This is a genomic window from Stieleria neptunia, from assembly GCF_007754155.1.
Classification (GTDB): Bacteria; Planctomycetota; Planctomycetia; order Pirellulales; family Pirellulaceae; genus Stieleria; species Stieleria neptunia.
On record NZ_CP037423.1, the window covers coordinates 5,241,397 to 5,261,661 of the forward strand.

The window sequence follows — 20,265 nt, forward strand, 5'->3', positions numbered from 1 at the left end:
TTGCCAACCAAACTCTTTTTTGCCGTCGCCGCTCTGTATACGAAGTAGACACCGTATACCGACGTAGACGGTGAAAAGAGCCTTCTATTCAGCAACTTGGATGTTTCAATTGAAACATTCAGGTAGCTGATACCTGTTTGCAAATCGAAGATAGGCCAAGTCGAGAAGCGCGAGGAGTTGAACGATGCCGCAAACCGAAGTTGTCGAAGGTTCATTGATTGAGGTTGTCAAAAGTCTCAAGCAAGAAAAGCAAAGACTTAGCTCAGAGCTCGAAGCGGTGCAAACGACAGCACGCGAAAAGGAAAATGGACTGAAACGGGTCAACGCTGCCTTGGCTGCATTGGAAGGAACGCCGACGGGAAAAGGAAAGAAGAGAAGAAGCAATGGAAAGCCAAGTGCCACCAAGGAACAAGTCAAGAGCATCGTGAATGACCTTGTGGCGGGTGGCATGACAATTGAAGCCGAACAAGAGTTGCGCCAAGCGGTCGAAAAGCAGCTCGTCGAACAGGGCTATTCCCTCAGTGGAGTAGCATTGCGGTTTCGTGGCGTCTTGCAGGCATTTCAAACTCGACAAAGAACAGATTCGACTTCCAGTAGCACGGAGTCAATCTGATGAACAGCAACGAACAGGACCGCAAGTCTGATCTATATACGGTGAAGCAGGCCGCGAGCTATCTGCAAGTCTCGGTAGCGACTGTTTATACGCTAGTCAGTTCAGGAAAACTCGGCTGTCATCGCGTCGGAAGCGGTCGCGGTGTGATTCGAATCTCCGGTGAGCAACTGAGCTCCTTTCTTGAAGGCGCGGCCCAGGTTGAAGTTCGCGCGGTGTTTCCCGGAGCTTCTCGAAGGAACAGGAAGCCGCTGAAGCACATCAAGGTTTGATGTCATCAACACCCAAGAGCGAGCCGAATTCGGTTTGCCAGAAGCCCTGGAGGGTGCGACCTCCAGGGTTTCTTTTCAATTGTGATCGTTTGTGGGCGGAGCGATTGAGGATTCAGGTTGGAATGACTGAGATGAACAACATCGAATTAGTAGACGAAAATTTTCGTTGGTACTTCGTCTGTGATTGTTGCGAAGCGAAGTTCTTTTCGATTCAGCAAAGTGCCAATTGCCCTCGATGTTCAAGGGTGGCTGAATCACGCGAAAAGCTGGTCCCGCCCTGGCTGACGCACCGTGGTTGGTCGACGACGGAAACTTCCGGAAAGCGAACGGAGGGCTGTGAGTGATGGAACCGTACTACAGTGAGGATGGGATCCGGATCTATCACGGCGATTGCCGAGATGTGATTCCTCGTCTCGATGTCGAGCAGTTTGACCTAGTTCTAACTGACCCGCCGTATTCAGGGCGGACACACGATGGAGCAAGAACGAATCGCGAAGGTGATCGGCAGCGACCATTTATCAAGTTCGCATCGATGACCGGAGCAGAGGTAGCATCGGTGTTCGAGCTTTGTGCGGTGAGACTTAGAAGCTGGCTAATTTCTTTCGTCGACTGGCGGCATATGCTGCTTTTGGAGTCAACGCCGCCGTCTGGTCTTCGATTTGTTCGATTTGGAATCTGGGACAAGCCGAACGGAACTCCTCAGATCAGCGGCGACCGCCCAGCGATGGGTTGGGAAGCAATTGCAATCCTCCACCGGCAAGGCGGGAGGATGGTGTGGAATGGCGGAGGCCACCGGGCCGTTTGGAGCTCACTTCGGGAGTCGAACGTGGTCCACCGAACCCAGAAGCCTCTTCGATTGATCAAACAGCTTGCTGCCGAATTCACGCAACCTGGCGATTTGATCTTGGACCCATTTATGGGGAGTGGTACTACGTTGCGTGCGGCAAAAGACGTCGGTTGTCGGGCTATTGGGATTGAACTCGACGAACGCTACTGCGAGGCCGCAGCCAATCGCCTGCGGCAGGGCGTGCTATTCTAAGCTAAGCAGGCAAGGCAGGACGCCCTGGAGGTCAACGTAACCTCCAGGGCGTAAATTGCATGATGACCTACCCTACTGCACGCCTCAGCTGCTCAGCGAGGTGAGCAGGGTTCTGGCCAAGGTGCTGGTAGACACGTCCGAGCATGCTCGGGTCTTTGTGGCCAAGAAGGATCGAAACCGTCATCGAATCGATTTTCTTTAACGCCGCAGTAGCGAATGTGTGCCGCAAGCAGTACAGCGAGAATCTCGGGTAGTTCTTGCTGATGTAACGCAGGGTAAGCTTCTGCTTGGCTTCGCAGCGAAGTTCGGCGTTCGTCTTCTCCCTGACCAAACCCTTTACCGTCTTGGTGGGTTTGAGCGATGGGATAAACAATTTGATCTCCTTTTCTGGAATCGAAATTCCCTCTCGTTTCATCTCTGCTTTCCCGTGCCGAACGCGGATGCGGTCGATCGCGCAATTGGCAGAGTCTGATGTCCAGGCGTCGCCTCGTGAATTGCGAAACAGCTTGCCCTCCGGATAAGTCAAGATCAGCCGCTTGGTGATCTCCAGAGCTTTTTCGGTGAGGTAGACCACACGTTGCGTCTTCTTCCCCTTTGACTCCTCTTTGGGGAACACCCATCGTGAATACTCTAGATCAACGTGGCGGGCTTCCAATCGAAGCGACTCTTGCGGACGACAACCGGTTTCACGAGTGACAACAAGCAAATCGCGAAACGACTCCGTCGTACAGTTGTCCAGTAGCATCTGATACTGCTCGTCTGTCAGGACGAGCTCTTTTCGGTCGCTGCCAGGGACATCTAAGTGCACCAGCGGGTCTGAATCGGTGTAGCCCTGTTTCATCGCCCACTTTGTGCACCGCTTTATGGAACGAACGTAGTTCCGTTGCGTTGTGCATTTAAAGTCAGGGTAGCTATCTACCCACTGCTGCACGTGGTACGGACGAAGCTCTTCAAGGGAGAGATCGGGGTAGCAATCAATGAACCGCTGAAGCCGGTATCGGTACCACTCGTAGGTGGCTTCAGATCGGTGTTTGGAATTCCACTCGAGAAAGGAGTCGATAATCTCGGCCAGCGGCCTGTGGATCGCGACTCGCTTCTTTTTGGGCTGCTGCATCAGCAGCTTGAAATTCTTGTCCGCTTCGGTCTTGGTCGAGCCAATTTTGTGTCTGGTGCCGTCGATGGTGACGTACCAGGCCTTTCGTGACTTCCAGTACCACGGTTTGGGGCGACGTGCCATGAGAAAACCCTCCAGCTCAAAAGTTGTGAAAAACCCAAGAGCGAGCCGAAAGGCGACAGCAGCTTCAGGCGGGTGCGACCGCATGAAGCCTGATTCAACCGACAGAATTCTGTACCGAATTCTGTACCACGAGAGATTGTAATCGTCGTAAGTCGAGTACACCCCAGAGGATTCGAACCTCTAACCTTCGGTTCCGTAGACCGATGCTCTATCCAGTTGAGCTAGGGGTGCGGTGGCTTGAGAGGGGGAAGTTTAACGAACCAAAAATGTTTTGCAAGGCCGACTCTGTCTAGACTTTCTTGGCCCGCGGCAGGTTCATCGGGCGGCTTCGGAATCTTGCGCCCGGAGGGCGTGGCGCCCGGCCAGATGCTTCTTTTCGGACGTTCAGCTCCGGTTCTCCAGCCCGATTTTTTGGGGCTTCGATTTTGCCCCGGTCCGCTCGCAGACACGCGGGGTCTGGGCCGGCGAGACCGTCCAGCTTAAGACTAGCACGAAACGCGACAAATCTGAATGATCTGTCCGAATGGGTCAGAGGTGGTCGGCGGAGGGGTGTACGACGTCCTTTTTAGGTCGTCGCGCAGAGCCCCACGGGCGATGGCCCGGAAGGGCCATCGTACATCAGAAATGCGATCGCCTTAAGCTGGACGGTCTCCGGCGCCGGGGGCCCGTTCGCCGATCGGGGGTGGGAGGCTTCACCATAACGTGCAGGGAGGTGCACGGGAGGAATCGCTGGGTAGGAGGCGGGGTGATGGCATTTTGAACACGGCGGCATCCGGTTGGGGTATCATCTCTCGATGGCGGCTTCACTTTTTTTGTGAATGATTCGGAATCGGGTGACGCAATGCAATTCCACCACCGGCAGAGATCGGGGCCTGGCACGAGACGCTTTGGCAGTAGGAGACCGGGTGCGGTGAAGCGGTCGCTGGCGGCGGCGACCGCGATGACTGTCCTGGCCGGCTCCGGCGGCTGCCTGCCGGAAGCGCCGCCGCTGGACGGCATGCTCTCGTTTCGCGAGGCCAACGAGTTGCTGTTCGAAGAGCACGCCAACCACGGTGCGATCTACAACATCGACCACACCTGGGACGGCAAACCGTTCAAGGCCGAATGGCGGTTGGCGAACTATCTGAAGAAGAGCGCTCAGCTGCAAATCAAGCCGCCGACGGAAACGTTCGACGAAGTGGACTTGTGCATGGCCCTGGAAACGGCACTCGCCGATGAGTCCTCCAACCCTTGGCACAACGTCGCCGACGACGCGATCCTGCGCGGGTTTCGCCACGCGCTGGCCAACGACGACACGCACATCGCGGCGGCCTACTGCCCCGACGCGCCCTACGACATCACCGTCAAGGTCAAGAACAACGGGTCGGAATGGTTTTGCGAAGTGAAGGTCCAGAACCTGATCGACCCGAAAAAGCTGGAAGAGGCGCAGAAATACGCCCAGGAGCAACTGGACCGACTCGAGAAACAACATGCTCACGATTAAGTGCCCCAAGTGCGCGACGCTGATGAAGCTGGAACAGCAGGCGGTCGCCGTGAAAGTCAAATGCCCCAAGTGCCAGACGGTGCTGAAGGTGCCCGGGAAAGAACCGGCGCCGAAGCCGTCCGAACAAGCGGCAACGCCCACTGCCAAACAGCCGGCTCGCAAGCAGCCGGCACGTGAGCAACCTGCACGCCAGCAGCCGGCACGCCAGAAATCTGCCCGCCAGCAACCTGCCGCCCAAGCGGCGGCGAAGCGGAAGCCGGCCGCGAAAAAGGTCACCACTCCGGCTCCGGCTGAGTCTCCGTTTGCCGACGACAATCCTTTTGAAAACCTGCCCAGCGGAGGCTTTGACACGGCCGACGCCGCGACAGCGGGGGCGGACCCGTTTGCAGCCGACCCGTTCGCCGAAGCCCCGGCGGCGGGTGGATCATCGTCGGGCGGATTTGATTTCGGCAACCTGGATCTGCCCGCGGCTGCACCGGCGGCCGGCGGGTTTCCCGCAGCCGGTGTTCCCGCAGCCGGTGGGAACGCGTTTCCGGCAGCCACGGGACCACTCGCTGGGCCACTCGCTGCTGCGGCGCCTGCGGCCGCTCCGTCGGCCACGAAACCATCGGCCGGTTCGTCGGGGGCTGGCCCCAAACGGCCGATCAACAAAAAGCTGTTGTGGATCGGGATCGGTTCGGGGGCGGTCGTCGTCTTGGGACTGGTGATCGGCCTGGTCGTGATGGCGGTCCAGTCAAAGGGATCGAAGCAGGCCAGGTCGAGCGGGGCGAGTTCGTCGGGAGCGGTCCAGGTTCCCGCGGGTTTCCAAGCCGGCTCGGTCAGCGGTGTCTCCTTCGTGGTCCCGGAAGGCAAGTCCGTCGAAAGGCCTCCGACATCGATCGAGGCCCAGGTTTTCGAGAGTTCGGCCACCGGCGCGACGTTTTTTGTCGGGATTGATACCTACGAATTTTTGAACCCCAGTCAGATGCAATTGTCGTTGCGTGCCGGCCGGATGATCATGTCGGATGTGTATGGGGGCGCGAGCGTGGAGCGCGATGGACACACCGGGGCCAAGGGCAGCAGCAGCGGTGGGATGACGCTGACCGACATGACGGTCGAGTATTACCTGGTCGGTGATCAAGTCATCTTGATCGGTTGCGGCATGCCGCGGGTGGAGTGGACCGAAGAGGATTTGGAGGAAGGCCGACCGCCTGAACCGAGCGAAGAGGAGACGGCGAAGAGGGAAGCGTTTGAGGGAGAGAAGGCGACGTTCTTCGAATCGGTGCGGATCTGAGAGTTTGATCGTTTGCGAATCGTTCCGCGTCGCCGAAGGCATCGCTCGGCGGCGGATGAGAACCGAACGGAAAAGAAGTGGCGGACTTTTTAAGTGGGATAGGCTTCCAGCCTGTCATTCCGGAGTCGACAGGCTGGAAGCCTCTCCCACTTGTTTTCGGTGCGTTGCGACGTCTTTCGCAGCGCCGGCCCTCTCTGGCGTTTGCTTGCTGCGCAAACGCCGTCTCTCCCAGAGGGAGAGAATCTAAATCGGCGAGTTCCCACGGGGTGCCTGGGTCATTCGTCCAGGATCATCAGTTCGACCGAGCGGAAGTCGCAGGGGTGACTTTCGCTTTGCAATGAAATCGTGCCTTGGTCGAGCAGGTTGCCGCCTTGTTTGTCGGCCAGCATCGCTGCGTGGGCGTCTCGATCATCCAGTTGTGGTTGGGTGTATTCGAGCACCGTCTCGCCATCGATGAGGTGCCGGACCAGCTTGGAGCCGCGGACTTCGACTTCGGCGGTCACCCATTGTTCGCCGTGATAGGTTTTGGAGCTTGACGAGGTGCAGTGGGGCAGGAACAGTTTTCCGTTCATGACCACGTTGGTGCCGGGGGTGCAGAGATTCAAGGTCGTCCGTTCGTCTTTGCCGTTGCCTCCCAGCAGTTGGACTTCGATGGAAGTCGGAAAGTCTTGATCGATCGTCATCATCTTGGGGTCTTCGCCGTGAAGCATCAGGCCGCTGTTGCGGGTCGCCCAGCCGGGACCGCCCTTGACCTGGTCGCCGACAAAACGATAGACGACGCGCAACCGGTAGTGCGAAAACGGCTTGTTGTAAAACAGATGGCCGAAGCGTTCGTCGAAGGTGGGGTAGGCCGATTCGTCATATCGAACCTTCAGCAGCCCGTCTTCCACGCGAAAGGTGTTGCCATAGTTTTCGCCGACGGCGTGGTGGCGAATCTTGGGGGTCCAGCCGTCAAGGTTTTTGCCGTTGAACAGTTGAATCCATTCGGACTTGCCATCCTGGCCCGTCGCCGGTTCGTCGCCGTGCACGCTGGACACCACGCAGAGGCAAGCGATGGCGAGGGCAAATCGATAGATTGGGAGAGTTTTCATCGTGTCGTGTCGGTCAAGGTAGAGGTTGGTCGATTGATGACTGTCATGTCGCGACTCGTTGACAGGTTTCGCCATAGGGACGCAACGTGTCGCCGATTCCGCCGGCCGACTTGGGCCGGCGGAGTCTGGATAGTATAGAGTCAACGGTTGCGATTGTCGGCGACCGTTTCATGAGAACGAGTGTTCTTGTGGGACGTCGGCTTGGGGGCTGTCGGTGGACAGCGGCAGGGTGATGTAGAACGTGGATCCGGCGGCTGAGGAATCGTACGACAAATTTCCTCCGTGGGCTTCGACGATCGATTTGCTGATCGCCAACCCCATTCCGATGCCTTCCTGCTTGGTGGTGTAGAAGGCGTCAAAAACTTTTGCCTGTTGTTCGGGCGAGATCCCGGTGCCGTTGTCACGGATCGACAAACGGGCGTGTTCGCCACCGACGGCGACATTGATGTCGATCGTGGGCTGATCGCGCTGGCGGGTCGCATCGCAAGCATTCTGCAGCAGGTTGACCACAACTTGTCGCAACTGGACGGGGTTACCGAAGACCATCGGTGGGGCGTCGGGGTGGGTGCAAATGAACTCGGCGAATTGGTTGTGCGGGTTGCACTCGATCAGGTTGACCGAATCGCGAACGATTTGATTCAGGTCGATCCATTGTTGGTCGGCATGGCCACGCTTGGCAAAACTGCGGAGTCCGCGAATGATCTGTCCGCAGTTTTCGGTTTGGTCACAGATGGTTTCCAGCCACGATTCGACGGGCACGGAGTGTTCGCAGTTGTCGTTGGCGATCGCGACTTTGGCCGCCACGGCAAAATTGGCGATCGCGGCGAGCGGCTGATTGATTTCGTGGGCGATGCCGGCGACCATTTCCCCCAGGGTGGTCAGTCGAGAGACGTGTTCGAGCTGGATTTCCATGTCCCGAATTTGCTGCTCGGAAACTTTCTGGTGGGTCACATCAAACATCGCCCCGCGGAGCATCAGGGGATTGCCGCCGGCGTCCAGGACCAGATGTGTGACGATGTGCAGCCAGACGATGCTGCCGTCGGACGCGACGACTCGCAGTTCCAGTTCACCGTCGCGGGCGGCCTCGGCCCCTGAGGCGCAGGCGCCGCAAAACGTTTCATAGCGTGCTCGGTCTTCGGCAACAATCCGCTCGTCCCAAAACGTCGGTTCTTCGATCCAGCGTCGGACGGGGTATCCCAAGATCGTTTCGGCCTGTTGGCTGACGAAGGTAAAGCGATGATGGGGCAGGCGACATTCCCAGACGATCGCTTTGACGTCATCGAGAAGCTCGCGAAACTTTTGTTCGGTGCGCGAGAGCGTCTCGGAGAGCAGATCCTTGACCGCGCGGTGCACCCAGAGAATCAGTTCGGCGGGGTCAAACGATTTTTCGACGTAGGCAAAGGCCCCCAAATTGACGGCGTCCTTGGCGGAGTGGAACGACCCGTATCCGGTGTGGATGATGACGCGCATCGCGGGTTGAAGCTGCTGCATCTGACGAAACAGGTCGATCCCGTCTTGTCCGTGCAGTTGCAAATCAAGGATTGCGACGGCGAAGGCGTGATTGTCACATTGCTGGCGTGCTTCTTCGCAGGAGCTGCACGTGATCACTTGAAACCCTTCGCTTTCGAAGATGTCGCGCAGCGTCAACAGCTGGTTGGGTTCGTCGTCGACGATCAGCAAATTCGATTGTGCGGTAACCACTTTGCTCACGATCTTTTCCTAGACTCCATCACAATTGGACGGCGGGATCTTTGCCACGTTAACACACTTCCAAAAACATCGCGTCGTGCGGGGACGTCATCGGTAATCATGACGGGCTGTTTGGGGCACGGGAGCATCTTTGGTTCAGTGCGTCGGGGAGGGGATTGAGTTTGAAGTTGTCGGCACGCAGGGGAGGCAGATTTGGAACTCCGTCCCCTCCGATTCGCCGTCGGCGACGCGGATCGTGCCGCCGTGTTGTTCGACGATTTGTTTGCAAATGGCAAGCCCTAATCCGGTTCCGGTGGATTTTGTGGTGAACAACACGTCGAACACCGAGCCACGGTCTGGCATCGGAATGCCGGGACCGGAATCGCGAACGATGATGACGTCGCGACCGTCGCCCCGCCGTGCAGTGATCCGAATCTGTCCGCCTGTCTCCTGCAATGAATCCAGCGAATTATTGAGCAGGTTTTGGAGCACCTGAACGAATTGGTCTTCGTCGACGAAACACTCGAAGGTGTCCGGAATACAATGTAGCTGAAGATCAATATTCTGTGGCATCTGCGATCTGGAAAGTACCCTCTCCATCAGGTCGGCAAGTCGGGTCGGTTGGCGATCGAGCTTTCTGCGACGGGTGATATCCAGCAATTCGTTGATGAATTCGTTGCAAGTCGCGATCTCGTGATTCATCAGATCCAGATACTGCGTTTTTTTCTGTTGGTCAATTCGGGGGCTGCGTTTGAGGTAATAGATGGCATTGCTGATGGCTCCCAAGGGGTTTCGAATTTCGTGTGCGACCTGCGCGGAAACTTGACCGATCGCTGCCAACCGGGTTTTGACGACCAATTCTTTTTTGGCTTCATTGAGTTCCGCTTCGACACGTTCGTGATGGCGGCGCTGCAGTTCTTTGACTTGGATACGTTCTAAAACGCGTCCGACTTGTTCGCCGACACTGCGGGCCATCAACAGCATCACTTCGTCGGCTTGGATCGTACGTTCACTAAAAAATTCCAGAACCGCCACGACCTGGCCGTCGATCACCAGCGGAAAACCGAGGGCACTGCGGAGCCCATGGGATTCACACAATGTTTTTCGGATGAAGTTCGGATCCTGTTGGATATTTTCGATCCAAGCCGGTTGGCCGGTTTCCCAGATCCGACCGGGCAGGCAATCTCCTGTGACAAAGAACGTGTTTTCGACTGCCTGACGAAAACTTTCCAAGCGTTCCGGATCGGGGAAGTGCCAAATGTCCGCCGACACCAGTCGTGACGGCTCAGACGGGGACGGCCAATACGCATGTCCGACGCTCCAATCGGTCATTTGGCAAACAATTTTGACGCATTTCTCTAAGGCGTCGGGGTACGACTGGGTGTCCTCGGACATCATCACGGCCCGATAGAGCAATTCGGCTTGCATCGCCCGCTGGGCCAGTTTTCGTTCCATTTCATCGCGACGGGTGACGGCGCGTTTGGCGACCACCAGCACGGCGACGATCGCCGCAAGTCCGAGCCCGGAAAGGCTGAACACCGATGCCAGGAACATCCGCGAATCCTCCAGGCTCTGCATCACGCGAGCGTCGTCGCGAAAGGCGTGGGCGTGGAGTCGATCGAGTTGAATCCAGCGAACTCCGATCCTGTCCAAGGCGTCCGTTTGCGAAAGCGGTGACGTCGGAGCCCGCTGGACGGCTTGGTTCAGCGCGGCAACGGCATCGGCGAGACGTCGGGTGCTGGCTTCGAATTCCGGCTCGTCGAACTGGCGTTGGATACGCTGGACCCGACGCAGACGTTGGTTGATCATGTACGCCGACCGCCCCGTTTCCCGTCGCGCTTCGTCGGCCAGCGTGGCGTCGGAAGGATCGAGCAAGGCGCGGTAGCGATGCTGCCGAATCAGGCTCAATTCCGACTGAATTCTCGACAGCGACATCCGCGTGGTCGAGTGATAGCTGTTGGATTTTCGGCTCAGACGATTGACCTCAATCCGCCGTTGGATCAAGGCACCGGCGATCGCCCAGCTGACGAGAATCGTGATCACGACCAGCAGGACGATGTAGGAAAAAATCGACCGCGATGACGCTCGGGGTGAAGCGTGAACCAGTTTCATCGGGATTCTCCGGACCGGTCGATCTCGTCAACAATGCTCCGCAACGCATCAAAATCGTCGGAGTGGACGGGGACGAAGTACTTGGCCAGCAGGTGATTCAAGATGTCGGCGTGTTCGGGATCGGCCTCGGACAAGTCCAGGAAGGCGTCGCGGAGCTGCGTTCGCAGCGCCGCCGGAAGCCTGGATTGACACGCCCAGACGTAATCCACATAGGGCGGCGTTTCTTGCATGACGCGGATTTCGTCTCGGCCGATCCGGTTGGAAGCGAACATGGATTCAATGATGGGCCCGTTCGCCACCCCCAGATCGACGTCGCCGTCTCGAACCGCGTTGGCCGTTGCGTCATGGGCTCCGGTATAGACGACCGATTCAAAAAACGTTTCCGGATCGATGCCCGATTCCCGCATGAAATATCGGGGCATCAGATGCCCCGAGGTGGACAGACGCGAGCCGAAAGCAAATCGTCGGCCGCGAAACTCCTCCAACTCCGTCGCCGTTTCCTCCGTCCCGGTCAGGTAGTAGCTGGTAAAACGCAAGTCACAGTCGCGCGAAACCAAGGGGACGGCGTGATGCGAACGGTTCAGTTTGACAAAGGTGTAACCGCCCAGCCATGCCACTTCCACCTCTCCCTGTTCGAAGGCGGCCTGCAATTCTTCGTAGGATCCATGCAGCACCAACTGGCACGACAGACCGGTGCTGTGTTCCAGGTAGGCCACCAACGGCAAGTACCGCTCTTCCAGCATGCTGCGACTCTCATCGGGCAGCACGCCGAAGCGAAGCACTCGGAGCGTCGACCCAGTCGGTGCCGGAGTCGCGCACCCGATCAACCCGATGGCGACGACGGCCAGGATCGCGGCCAAGCGGCATGCATGCCCGGAGTGTTTGCACCAATTTGCCTTCGACATCAATGTCCTGCGATCCTTCGGGTCATCGTGGATTTCGTGGTGGATTCGGCGATTGAGGTGTCAACCTGCTCGACCCGCTCGGCCTCGTTTCGCTCGCCCCGCTCCCCGCCGGGAGGGTGACGCGGGGAACCAGCACTCGTTCGCTGAACACATCGCGACAGGGTTCATCTGGCGGCTTGTTGTAATAGCTGCATCACTTCTGTCCAGTCGAGCGATCGGGCGTAATCCAGCGCCGTCCAACCGCGATCGCAGGTTGCATGGACGTTGGCGTTGTTTTCCAGCAGTACTTTTACCGACGGGCCTCGACCGAACAGTGATACCATGTGCAGCAGCGTTCGGCCGCCGTCAAACACTTCGTCGACGGTGGCGGGGTCGGCTGCGATCTGTTGGGCGAGCACCGAAGCGATCATGTTTTCGAAAGCATCGCAGGTTTCGGGGATGTTGACGGTTTCCGGCGGCGGAAAATCCAATTCCCAGGCCTCGTCATGACGCGGACGCTCAACGGCGTCCATCCGCGAACGGATCACTTGCACGGTGAAACCGCCGTAGACGACGCCGTCGATCACGCACAGCCAATCATCCAGTTGGGGCAGCGGAAATTCGACATCGTCACCCTCGCTGACCGAACGCAGTTTGTTCGGAGCGTTGAGCAGCACGCCGGTGACGTTGATGCCATCAAAATCAACCTGCTCCACCCACATGTGCTCCAGGTCCGAGTCGGGATCCGAAAAGTCATCGCAGAACGGTACCTTCACGCACGAGAGTTCGCATGCCGGGACGATGCGGTTGAAGTCCTGGCTGACACAATTGAAAAAATGACGAAACGATTCCCGTGCGGCCTTCGACGCACGGAGCATCTGTGGGTCGTCGCCGAGGTGATAGGTGACTGGATTGGAATGAGTCATGCTGGGTTTCCGTCATCCCTGGTGATCGTCGGGCGTACTGCATTGTACCCGTTTGGGTGCCGTCACATTGTTGATACCGGCACGAATCGGGATTAGAGTGGCAAAGCTGAGATCGAAGGGGTGCGGGGAATCTGCACCCAGGCACACCATCATCCTCATCGATTGATCAGATCGTTTTGGGGGGGAAGCTTTGCCGTTCCTGCTACTGGACGCGCCCGCTATTGGATCAGGACAGCCATCGAGATGAATCAATACTTTATGCGTCGGATCAGTTGTGTCGTTGCTCTGTGTGTTCTTTCACCGATCGCCTTGTATGCCGAGCCCGTGCTGTTTTTGGCTGATGGCAATTCGTCCAGCCTGTGGACGATCAATACGACGACTGGAAATGCGACCCGCGTCGGAAGCTTGGGGCTGACGCCCAGCCTGATCGGGCTTGCCTACGATTCGGTCGGCGGCGACCTGTTGATGACCAGCAGCAACGGTGACAATAGTCAACTCTTTCGGCTAGACCAATCGACCGGTCAGGCCAGCTTGGTCGGCGATACCGGTTCCCAAGCAATTTCAGGATTGGCGTTTGATCCCCATTCACAAGTGCTCTACGGCGGAAGCGGCGCGACCAATTCGTTGTTCACCATTGACCGTGGCACCGGAGCGGCCACGTTGGTCGGCGGCTACGGAGTGGAGGTCGGCGGTCATGGGCTGGGATTTGACAGCCAGAATCAACAACTTCTGATGACCGACGTTGTCCAGGACACGCTCTACTCGGTGGACAGGAATACGGGCGCTGCCACCGCGATCGGCGGCACCGGTTTAACCAGTGTCGCGGGATTGGCGTTTCACTCGGGCGAAAATCGACTCTACGGCATCAACGCCAACGACGACACACTCGTTCGACTGAACACGTCAACGGGTGTGGGTGAAGTCGTCGGCGACCTGGGATTTGATGCCTTTAATGTAGGGCTCGCGTTCCGCCCGTCGGCGATCCCCGAGCCTTCTTCCGGTATTCTGCTGTTGGCGGTAGGCTGCGTGGCGGTCGTGCGGTCACGTCGGCGGCGCGCGGGCTGTCGGTTTTAGCCCGCACGCGTTAGCGAGGGGCCACGCAGCGCCCCTCGCTTACGCGTTCGGGCTATCATCATGGCGTTCATTCCGAAACATCGACGAAACCGACAGCCCGGCGTGAATCGGCCGACAGTTCTCTGACGATTCCCCAAGTATAAAAGTCACCTCGATGCGCGCCGTCTGCTTCCAATCCGTGCAAGAAGTTTCCGTGCAAAGCATTCCGGATGCGAAACTCGATGCGTCAACCGATGCGGTGGTGGAAGTTGAGTTGGCGGGACTTTGCGGCAGCGATCTGCACCCGTATTTCGGCCGCGAAGTCGGCTTGGATCGCGGCACGGTGATGGGCCACGAATTCGTCGGCCGCGTGGTCGAAGTGGGCGAAGCGGTGCGGGAGATTGCGATCGGAGACCGTGTTTGCAGTCCGTTCACGACGAATTGCGGAACGTGCTTCTATTGCCGGCGTGGCTTGACGTCGCGATGCCCCAGTGGGCAACTGTTCGGGTGGCGGCAAAACGCGGACGGGCTGCACGGCGGCCAGGCTGAACGGGTCCGCGTGCCGCTGGCCGATGGCACGCTGATGAAAGTCCCCGAGGGGTTGCATGGCGAGGCGGCGTTGTTGCTCGGTGACAACTTGAGTACCGGGTATTTCGGTGCCTCGATGGCCATTGATCCGCAGTCTGTCCAGGAAGATGTTTTTGCGATCGTCGGATGTGGAACGGTCGGGTTGCTGGCGATCGAGTCCGCACGCCGGATGGGCGCGCGCAACCTGTTCGCGGTCGATCCCAATGCCGCACGTTTGCGAATTGCCGAACAACTCGGCGCCACCGTGTTTGAAAGTGCCGAGGATGTCGTGTCGGCGGTCCACTCGGCGACCGATGGACGCGGCGCCGATGGGGTGATGGAGTTTGTCGGTTTGCCCAAGGCCCAAGCGTTGGCGTACCAGTTGATTCGCCCCGGAGGTCGCATGTCGGTGATCGGTTGTCATTGCACGCCGGGGTTCGCCTTCAGCCCCGCCCAAGCGTATGACAAAAACCTGACCTATCGCACCGGACGCTGTCCCGCACGGAGCTACATGGATGTCTTGCCGGAATTGCTGTTGAACGAGCCGATGGATCTGTCGTGGTGTTTTACCCATCGGTTCGGCGTGGAAGATGCCGAAGAAGCCTATCAGACGTTTGCCGGCGGAAAAGACGGATGCGTGAAGGCGGTTCTGGAGTTCTGCTGACGCCAACGAAATCGGTGTGTGTCGTCGTGAGTGGCGTAAGCTTCCAGCTTGCGTTTCACGAGTGAAACGAGATGACAGGCTGGAAGCCTATCCCACTTTCATGCTCGACAAAGCACTAGGACTGACATTCACCGGACAACGGATGGCCGTCGGCGCTGATCAGGCGATCCAGGCGAATGATCGTCCCGTCGTCGAGCTTCACCCATTCCTGTTTGTCTTTGGAATAAACATCGACCACCACCGCCGTGGTCTGTTGCTCGTGTTCTTCGGCGTCTCGGTAGCGGATCGTGGTCGGCGATTTGCGCATCGCCAAGATTTCGAGTTGATCGTAGAAGGTACAGCTGATCGGAGTGTAGGGTTCGTCCATCGTTTCGACCGGAGCGTGTGAGATCAGGCGCACGAGATCATGCGGGGGCCACTGCCATTGGATATACTAGTGCTTCGTCAACTTTTATTCTTAGGGTACCGCGGAAAAGGGGTCAGGTACCAAAAATGCGAAGCACCCTGCGGGCCATTTGGTTTTTGGTACCTGACCCCTTTTCCGCTCGACAAACGCAGGCTCGAAAATTGAAAGCTGACAAAGCACTAGCCGATCCACAGCAGACCGAGAGTGACGCTGGGACGACCACGACGAATTCTTCCCCACAGAAAGGCGGTTCGGGAAATGAATGATGAACCCAGCAGAGAGTCTTCATCCACCGGCCTGACGCGGCGGCGGGCGATCACGTCGACACTGGCGGCCGGTGTGGTTCCCTCGGCGCTCGCATCCCGGGCGTATGCCGCGGGATCGGATCGCATCAAGATCGGATTGATCGGTTGTGGGGGCCGCGGCACCGGTGCCGCGGCGCACTCCCTGTCCACCGGTCGCGACGCGGTGCTGTGGGCGATGGCGGACGCCTTCCCCGACCGCTTGCGGATCAGCCACAGTTCGCTGATGCGTGGGAAAGCCGGCAAGTCGAATGTCGAACAGGGCAGCGGTTTTGGCAACGCCATCGATGTCCCGCCGGAGCGTCAGTACGTCGGCTTGGATGCCTACCGAAAGATCATCGATTCCGACGTCGATCTGGTCATCTTGACCGGGCCTCCCGGATACCGGCCCCTGCATTTCGAAGCCGCGGTCAATGCGGGCAAGCACGTGTTCATGGAAAAGCCCCTGGCCAGCGACGCCCACGGCGTGCGACGGATTCTGGCCTCGGGCGAAAAAGCTCGGCAAGCGAATCTGAAGGTCGGCGTCGGTTTACAGCGGCACCATCAAGACATCTACCTGGAAGCGATGAAGCGGATTCACGGTGGCGAAATCGGACGCATCGTTTCGATGCGCTGTTTTTGGAACACCGGCTTTCCCGCCAAAACCGCGCTGCCGCGTGAAGACATGACCGAGTTGCAATACCAGGTCCGCAACTGGTACTTCTTTGACTGGTTGAGCGGCGATCACATTTGCGAACAGCACATCCATAATCTGGACGTCTGTAACTGGGCCTTCGGTGATCACCCCGTTCGGGCCGAAGGGATGGGAGGGCGTCAGGTTCGCACCGATAAAAAGTACGGCAACATCTTTGACCACCATGCCGTCAACTACGAATACGCCGATGGAACGATTCTGCACAGCTACTGTCGCCAAATCCCGGGCTGCAGCAAGTTGGTTGCCGAACAGATCGTCGGCACCAAAGGCGTTGCGGAACTGAGTACGACCCGTTGCGCGTTGAGCGGCGGAGACAAAACGATTTGGGAATCACCGCGGAGGCGTGGCAAGGATTACCAAAGCCCGTATCAAGTCGAATGGAACGCGTTGATGAAAGCGGTGGTCGAAGACACGCCGCATCACGAAGTTGACTATAGCGCCAGCAGCACAATGACGGCGATCCTGGGGCGACTGGCGACCTATTCCGGCAAGACCGTTGGCTGGGACGACGCGATGGCCAGTGAAAAGGTGTTGACGACCGATGCGGAATCCTGGGACGCGCCCGCGCCGATCCAACCGCTGGACGACGGTTCTTATGCGATTGCGAAACCCGGTGAAACGAAGGTGCTGTGATGGATCGACGAAAATTTATGAAAGCGACCGTCGCCGCCACGCTCGCGGCGACCCTGCACGGACAACAGGCCGCTGCCGCAGAGCGATTGCGGCCGTTCACGCTCAACTACGCGCCGCATTTTGGCATGTTTGCCAATTCGGCCGGTGATGATTTGCTGGACCAGCTTCGCTTTGCGGCCGACCAGGGATTCCGTTCCTGGGAAGACAATCCGATGAAGGATCGTCCGGTCGAGCAGCAGGCAGCGATCGCAAAAGAAATGGAACGGTTAGAGATGAAGATGGGCGTCATCTCGGCCCTCAAGGGCGTCTGGAAAACGGTAAATTTTGCCGGCGACAACCAAGCCGCCCGCGACGAGGTTTTGACCACGATGCGGGGGATCGTCGATGTGGCAAGACGCATCAATGCAACGTACTTGACCGTCGTTCCCGGATTGGTCGACCCCAAACTGCCGCGCGACTACCAGATGGCCAATTGCATCGATCTGTTGAAGCGCTGCTGCGACGTGGTCGAACCACATGGCTTGGTGATGGTGCTGGAACCCCTGAATCGAAAGACAAACCATCCAGGCGTGTTGTTGCACGAATCACCGCAAGCCTATTTGATCTGCAAAGCGGTGGCCCGTGATTCGTGTAAGATTCTGTACGACATTTATCACCAACAGATCACCGAAGGCAATTTGATTCCGAACATCGATCGCTGTTGGGACCAGATCGCCTATTTTCAATGCGGCGATAACCCGGGACGACGCGAACCGGGCACGGGTGAGATCAATTACCGCAACGTGTTTGCGCATCTCCATGAGCGCGGCTATGCCGGCATCATGGGGATGGAACACAAGAACGCCGGCAAGGGCGTCGAAGGCGAAGCCGCGGTGATCCAGGCCTACCGAGACGTGGATCCAGAACCAGTGGCGTAAGCTTCCAGCTTGCGTTTCCCCCCTGGCGCAAGCCAGAACCTTGGCTGGAATCGCAAGCTGGAAGCTTACGCCACTTTTGGATCGCAAGCTGGAAGCTTACGCCACTTGGTGAGCTATTTTGTCGGTCGGACGTAGACTCGCAGGCGCTTGGTGGTGTAGGCGTTGGCGGTGAAGGTCCAATCGCGATGCTGGCCGGGGCTGTTGCCGATGCCCAGATCGGCGCCCGCGGCGGCACTCCAGTGGTTGATGGCAAACACGGTTTGCCGTTCACCAAAGTTGTGCACCTGCATCGATCCGTAACCCGCCGTCGGGGACGACGGTTCGTCGCCGAAGTCATACTGGGTGTTCGATGCGTTTTTAACGCCGGCTTTGTTGGCCGGGCCGTAGTTGCTGGGCCAAAATTCCAGATTGCCGGTGGCGATCGAACGGCCTTCGGTCACGGATTCGACCGACGAAAACACGTCCATCGCTTCGACGGGTTGTTGAAACTGGGCCCCCGAAGAAGCCGTCGGGATACCAATCTTCTTTGCATCGTCGGTAAACGCCTTCATCGTGACGAACACGGCCTGATCACTACCGGCCCCCGAGCCGAGTTCCAGCAGGTAGCCGATTCGATCGAAACCGGAGACGTTGTCGCTGTCGTCCACGTCGTATTCAATCCGTTCCTTCAGCTTGTTCAAATCGAGGTCATAAACGAGCTGATACTCGCGATCGATCGCCAGCGTGCTGACGAAATCGGGTTCTTCCCCGCCGCGGAACGCACCGACCGGCAATCCGGTGCCCCCGGTCAGATTGGGTTCGGCCAATTTGTCCCAGGCGAATCGGAACGCGACCGGTTTTTCGACGTCGTCAGACGAAAGGATCACGGCGTCTCCGTCGAGGGTCGCGACGGCCGGCTGGTAACCGCCGGAACCGACGCCGATCACCTCGAAATGGCTTGGTGGTTGCCCATCACGCGTTTTCAACCCGCCGCCGGTATGGCGGAACGTGATCTTCAGTCGGTCGCCCAGGATTTCCAGTGAATCCATTTCGGGACTGCTGGCGACAAGGTCCTCTTTTCCGTAATCGTTTTTCAAGGCCAGCAGCGCCAATCGGTCGCCGACGTCTTGTTTGTTCGGCGGGTGAATGTTGCCGAGCGTGGCGATGTCATTGATGACGACCATGCCGGTGTTGGGAAGTTGCTCGACGGCCGCTTGCGCCTCCCAGAATCGCGGCAGAATCGTGGGGTCTTCATTGCCGTATTGAAAGGGAGCGATTTGGACATAGTAGAACGGGAAATCACCTTGACCCCACAACGTTCGCCAGCCGCCGATCAACGCCTTTTTCTTTTCGAAATACAGCATGCCTTCGGCGTGGTTGGATTCACCCTGATACCAGATCGCACCGCGGATCGGGAAACCGACCAACGCGTGGATCATACCGTTGTAGAGCATCGTCGGGTCTTGGTGACTTTGGAACGGCACCAGTCCGGCCGGGAACGCGGGACTTGGCTGGACGGCGGTTCCCGCATTCAGGGCTTCGGCGGCTGCGGTGGTCCATGCTTCGGTCGCCTTGACATGGTTCTCCAGCGTCGCGCGGTATGATTCTGATCCCGGCGTTTTTTGGACAACCGACTGGTAGATGTCGCTCAACGCGTCGACTTGACGAAACCCGACCGGCGGCGTCCAGGGTTCGACACGCGTGCCGCCCCAAGACGAATTGACCAATCCGATCGGCACCCCTAGGTCTTGGTGCAGCCGACGCGCCATGAAGTACCCACAGGCGGTGAAGGCTCCGACGGTCTCCGGCGAACAAACTTGCCACGGGGCGCTGACATCATCCAGCGGCGTGGTCGATGGTTTGCGGGGGATCTTGATGTGGCGAATCATCGGATACGTCGCCGCCGCGATTTCGGCTTTGGCATTGGCGCTTGCCGCCACCGACCATTCCATGTTGGATTGTCCCGAGCACAGCCACACTTCGCCGATCAGAAGATCCTTCACCTCGACCGTGTTGTTTCCCTTGACAGAAAGCGTCTGGGGTTGGTCGTTCGCGTTCATGGCGGGCAATTCCACCCGCCACCGTCCGTCTTCGTCTGCCGTCGCGGTGGCTTGCTGTCCGGCCAAGGTGACTGTCACGGATTCTCCGACGTCGGCCCAGCCCCACAGGCGGATCGGCGTTTGTTGCTGAAGCACCATGTGGTCGCCGATGAAGCCCGGCAAGCGCACGTCGGCCCTCAACGGTGAGCACGACAACACTCCGATCAACGCTAAACCGATCATTTTCAACACGGCCGATAGTCTCATGCGATTCTCCTTTGCTGCTTTGTCAACGTTAAACCTAAGGTGCCAATCGTACCTGATTTCTGTTCCGCATTTCCAGCAACCGTCAGTGTTTCGCCTTTCGGGACCGCGCAGCTTAGGATCGAACGGAA

The 20,265-nt window shown here is 58.2% G+C and carries 17 protein-coding genes and 1 tRNA gene; 9 read left to right on the forward strand and 9 right to left on the reverse strand.

The window, feature by feature from the left end; translation table 11 throughout:
• The first annotated feature begins 184 nt into the window (after nt 1-184).
• The 3 genes from Enr13x_RS18115 to Enr13x_RS18125 all read left to right on the forward strand — a co-directional run bounded on the left by Enr13x_RS18115 (nt 185) and on the right by Enr13x_RS18125 (nt 1,921).
• A complete protein-coding gene (locus Enr13x_RS18115; protein ID WP_145388367.1) occupies nt 185-613 on the forward strand; it encodes a hypothetical protein in 429 nt (142 codons plus the stop codon).
• The gene (locus tag Enr13x_RS18120; protein ID WP_145388368.1) at nt 613-882 is read left to right on the forward strand and encodes a helix-turn-helix domain-containing protein; all 270 of its coding nucleotides are present in this window, start codon (nt 613-615) and stop codon (nt 880-882) included. Before Enr13x_RS18115 ends, Enr13x_RS18120 begins: the two co-directional genes overlap by 1 nt.
• A gap of 343 nt (nt 883-1,225) precedes the next feature.
• On the forward strand, nt 1,226-1,921 hold the full coding sequence (locus Enr13x_RS18125) for a DNA-methyltransferase (RefSeq protein ID WP_145388369.1): 696 nt from the start codon (nt 1,226-1,228) through the stop codon (nt 1,919-1,921).
• 67 nt (nt 1,922-1,988) lie between these two features.
• On the opposite strand, the gene Enr13x_RS18130 is transcribed toward Enr13x_RS18125, so the two are convergent.
• Together Enr13x_RS18130 and Enr13x_RS18135 are read right to left on the reverse strand one after the other, a co-directional pair.
• A complete protein-coding gene (locus Enr13x_RS18130; protein WP_197456126.1) occupies nt 1,989-3,158 on the reverse strand; it encodes a tyrosine-type recombinase/integrase in 1,170 nt (389 codons plus the stop codon).
• 157 nt (nt 3,159-3,315) lie between these two features.
• Nucleotides 3,316-3,389, reverse strand: a tRNA-Arg gene (locus Enr13x_RS18135).
• 679 nt (nt 3,390-4,068) lie between these two features.
• Here Enr13x_RS18135 and Enr13x_RS18140 point away from each other — a divergent pair.
• Together Enr13x_RS18140 and Enr13x_RS18145 are read left to right on the forward strand one after the other, a co-directional pair.
• Nucleotides 4,069-4,641: a hypothetical protein gene (locus Enr13x_RS18140; protein ID WP_145388371.1), complete on the forward strand. Its 573-nt coding sequence runs from the start codon at nt 4,069-4,071 to the stop codon at nt 4,639-4,641.
• Nucleotides 4,628-5,914, forward strand: a complete 1,287-nt coding sequence (locus tag Enr13x_RS18145) for a zinc ribbon domain-containing protein (RefSeq protein ID WP_145388372.1) — start codon at nt 4,628-4,630, stop codon at nt 5,912-5,914. Before Enr13x_RS18140 ends, Enr13x_RS18145 begins: the two co-directional genes overlap by 14 nt.
• Before the next feature lie 275 nt (nt 5,915-6,189).
• On the opposite strand, the gene Enr13x_RS18150 is transcribed toward Enr13x_RS18145, so the two are convergent.
• The 5 genes from Enr13x_RS18150 to Enr13x_RS18170 form a co-directional block, all read right to left on the reverse strand.
• Nucleotides 6,190-7,005 carry a 3-keto-disaccharide hydrolase gene (locus Enr13x_RS18150; protein WP_145388373.1) on the reverse strand — a complete coding sequence of 272 codons (816 nt, stop codon included), beginning with the start codon at nt 7,003-7,005 and terminating at the stop codon, nt 6,190-6,192.
• Nucleotides 7,006-7,173: 168 nt separating this feature from the next.
• Nucleotides 7,174-8,715 carry a hybrid sensor histidine kinase/response regulator gene (locus tag Enr13x_RS18155; protein WP_145388374.1) on the reverse strand — a complete coding sequence of 514 codons (1,542 nt, stop codon included), beginning with the start codon at nt 8,713-8,715 and terminating at the stop codon, nt 7,174-7,176.
• A gap of 135 nt (nt 8,716-8,850) precedes the next feature.
• Nucleotides 8,851-10,806, reverse strand: coding sequence for an ATP-binding protein (locus Enr13x_RS18160; RefSeq protein ID WP_145388375.1), 1,956 nt, complete (start codon nt 10,804-10,806; stop codon nt 8,851-8,853).
• Nucleotides 10,803-11,711 carry a phosphate/phosphite/phosphonate ABC transporter substrate-binding protein gene (gene phnD / locus Enr13x_RS18165; protein WP_145388376.1) on the reverse strand — a complete coding sequence of 303 codons (909 nt, stop codon included), beginning with the start codon at nt 11,709-11,711 and terminating at the stop codon, nt 10,803-10,805. Before phnD ends, Enr13x_RS18160 begins: the two co-directional genes overlap by 4 nt.
• 164 nt (nt 11,712-11,875) lie before the next feature.
• Complete coding sequence (locus Enr13x_RS18170; protein WP_145388377.1) at nt 11,876-12,616, reverse strand: DUF2314 domain-containing protein; 741 nt, start codon at nt 12,614-12,616, stop codon at nt 11,876-11,878.
• A gap of 243 nt (nt 12,617-12,859) precedes the next feature.
• On the opposite strand from Enr13x_RS18170, the gene Enr13x_RS18175 reads away from it, so the two are divergent.
• Together Enr13x_RS18175 and Enr13x_RS18180 are read left to right on the forward strand one after the other, a co-directional pair.
• The gene (locus Enr13x_RS18175) at nt 12,860-13,690 is read left to right on the forward strand and encodes a DUF6923 family protein (protein ID WP_145388378.1); all 831 of its coding nucleotides are present in this window, start codon (nt 12,860-12,862) and stop codon (nt 13,688-13,690) included.
• A 193-nt stretch (nt 13,691-13,883) separates the two neighbouring features.
• Nucleotides 13,884-14,900: an alcohol dehydrogenase catalytic domain-containing protein gene (locus Enr13x_RS18180; RefSeq protein WP_197456127.1), complete on the forward strand. Its 1,017-nt coding sequence runs from the start codon at nt 13,884-13,886 to the stop codon at nt 14,898-14,900.
• A 115-nt stretch (nt 14,901-15,015) separates the two neighbouring features.
• On the opposite strand, the gene Enr13x_RS18185 is transcribed toward Enr13x_RS18180, so the two are convergent.
• The gene (locus Enr13x_RS18185) at nt 15,016-15,267 is read right to left on the reverse strand and encodes a Rho-binding antiterminator (RefSeq protein WP_145388380.1); all 252 of its coding nucleotides are present in this window, start codon (nt 15,265-15,267) and stop codon (nt 15,016-15,018) included.
• A gap of 297 nt (nt 15,268-15,564) precedes the next feature.
• Here Enr13x_RS18185 and Enr13x_RS18190 point away from each other — a divergent pair, with 297 nt between their 5' ends.
• Entirely contained in the window at nt 15,565-16,935 is a 1,371-nt protein-coding gene (locus Enr13x_RS18190) for a Gfo/Idh/MocA family protein (RefSeq protein ID WP_145388381.1), read from the forward strand.
• Entirely contained in the window at nt 16,935-17,852 is a 918-nt protein-coding gene (locus tag Enr13x_RS18195) for a hydroxypyruvate isomerase family protein (protein ID WP_145388382.1), read from the forward strand. The genes Enr13x_RS18190 and Enr13x_RS18195 overlap by 1 nt, the downstream gene beginning before the upstream one ends.
• A 113-nt stretch (nt 17,853-17,965) precedes the next feature.
• Here the strand turns inward: Enr13x_RS18195 and Enr13x_RS18200 are convergent, their stop codons facing one another.
• A complete protein-coding gene (locus Enr13x_RS18200) occupies nt 17,966-20,137 on the reverse strand; it encodes a sialate O-acetylesterase (RefSeq protein WP_145388383.1) in 2,172 nt (723 codons plus the stop codon).
• Nucleotides 20,138-20,265 lie beyond the last annotated feature (128 nt).

Bases quoted from the DNA above. Each gene is read 5' to 3' on its own strand.
- Enr13x_RS18160 (WP_145388375.1), bottom strand. From the start codon at position 10,806: ATGAAACTGGTTCACGCTTCACCCCGAGCGTCATCGCGGTCGATTTTT.
- Enr13x_RS18170 (WP_145388377.1), bottom strand. From the start codon at position 12,616: ATGACTCATTCCAATCCAGTCACCTATCACCTCGGCGACGACCCACAG.
- Enr13x_RS18150 (WP_145388373.1), bottom strand. From the start codon at position 7,005: ATGAAAACTCTCCCAATCTATCGATTTGCCCTCGCCATCGCTTGCCTC.
- Enr13x_RS18175 (WP_145388378.1), top strand. From the start codon at position 12,860: ATGAATCAATACTTTATGCGTCGGATCAGTTGTGTCGTTGCTCTGTGT.
- Enr13x_RS18190 (WP_145388381.1), top strand. From the start codon at position 15,565: ATGAATGATGAACCCAGCAGAGAGTCTTCATCCACCGGCCTGACGCGG.
- Enr13x_RS18130 (WP_197456126.1), bottom strand. From the start codon at position 3,158: ATGGCACGTCGCCCCAAACCGTGGTACTGGAAGTCACGAAAGGCCTGG.
- Enr13x_RS18125 (WP_145388369.1), top strand. From the start codon at position 1,226: ATGGAACCGTACTACAGTGAGGATGGGATCCGGATCTATCACGGCGAT.
- Enr13x_RS18200 (WP_145388383.1), bottom strand. From the start codon at position 20,137: ATGAGACTATCGGCCGTGTTGAAAATGATCGGTTTAGCGTTGATCGGA.
- Enr13x_RS18115 (WP_145388367.1), top strand. From the start codon at position 185: ATGCCGCAAACCGAAGTTGTCGAAGGTTCATTGATTGAGGTTGTCAAA.
- Enr13x_RS18195 (WP_145388382.1), top strand. From the start codon at position 16,935: ATGGATCGACGAAAATTTATGAAAGCGACCGTCGCCGCCACGCTCGCG.
- Enr13x_RS18120 (WP_145388368.1), top strand. From the start codon at position 613: ATGAACAGCAACGAACAGGACCGCAAGTCTGATCTATATACGGTGAAG.
- phnD (WP_145388376.1), bottom strand. From the start codon at position 11,711: ATGTCGAAGGCAAATTGGTGCAAACACTCCGGGCATGCATGCCGCTTG.
- Enr13x_RS18185 (WP_145388380.1), bottom strand. From the start codon at position 15,267: ATGGACGAACCCTACACTCCGATCAGCTGTACCTTCTACGATCAACTC.
- Enr13x_RS18145 (WP_145388372.1), top strand. From the start codon at position 4,628: ATGCTCACGATTAAGTGCCCCAAGTGCGCGACGCTGATGAAGCTGGAA.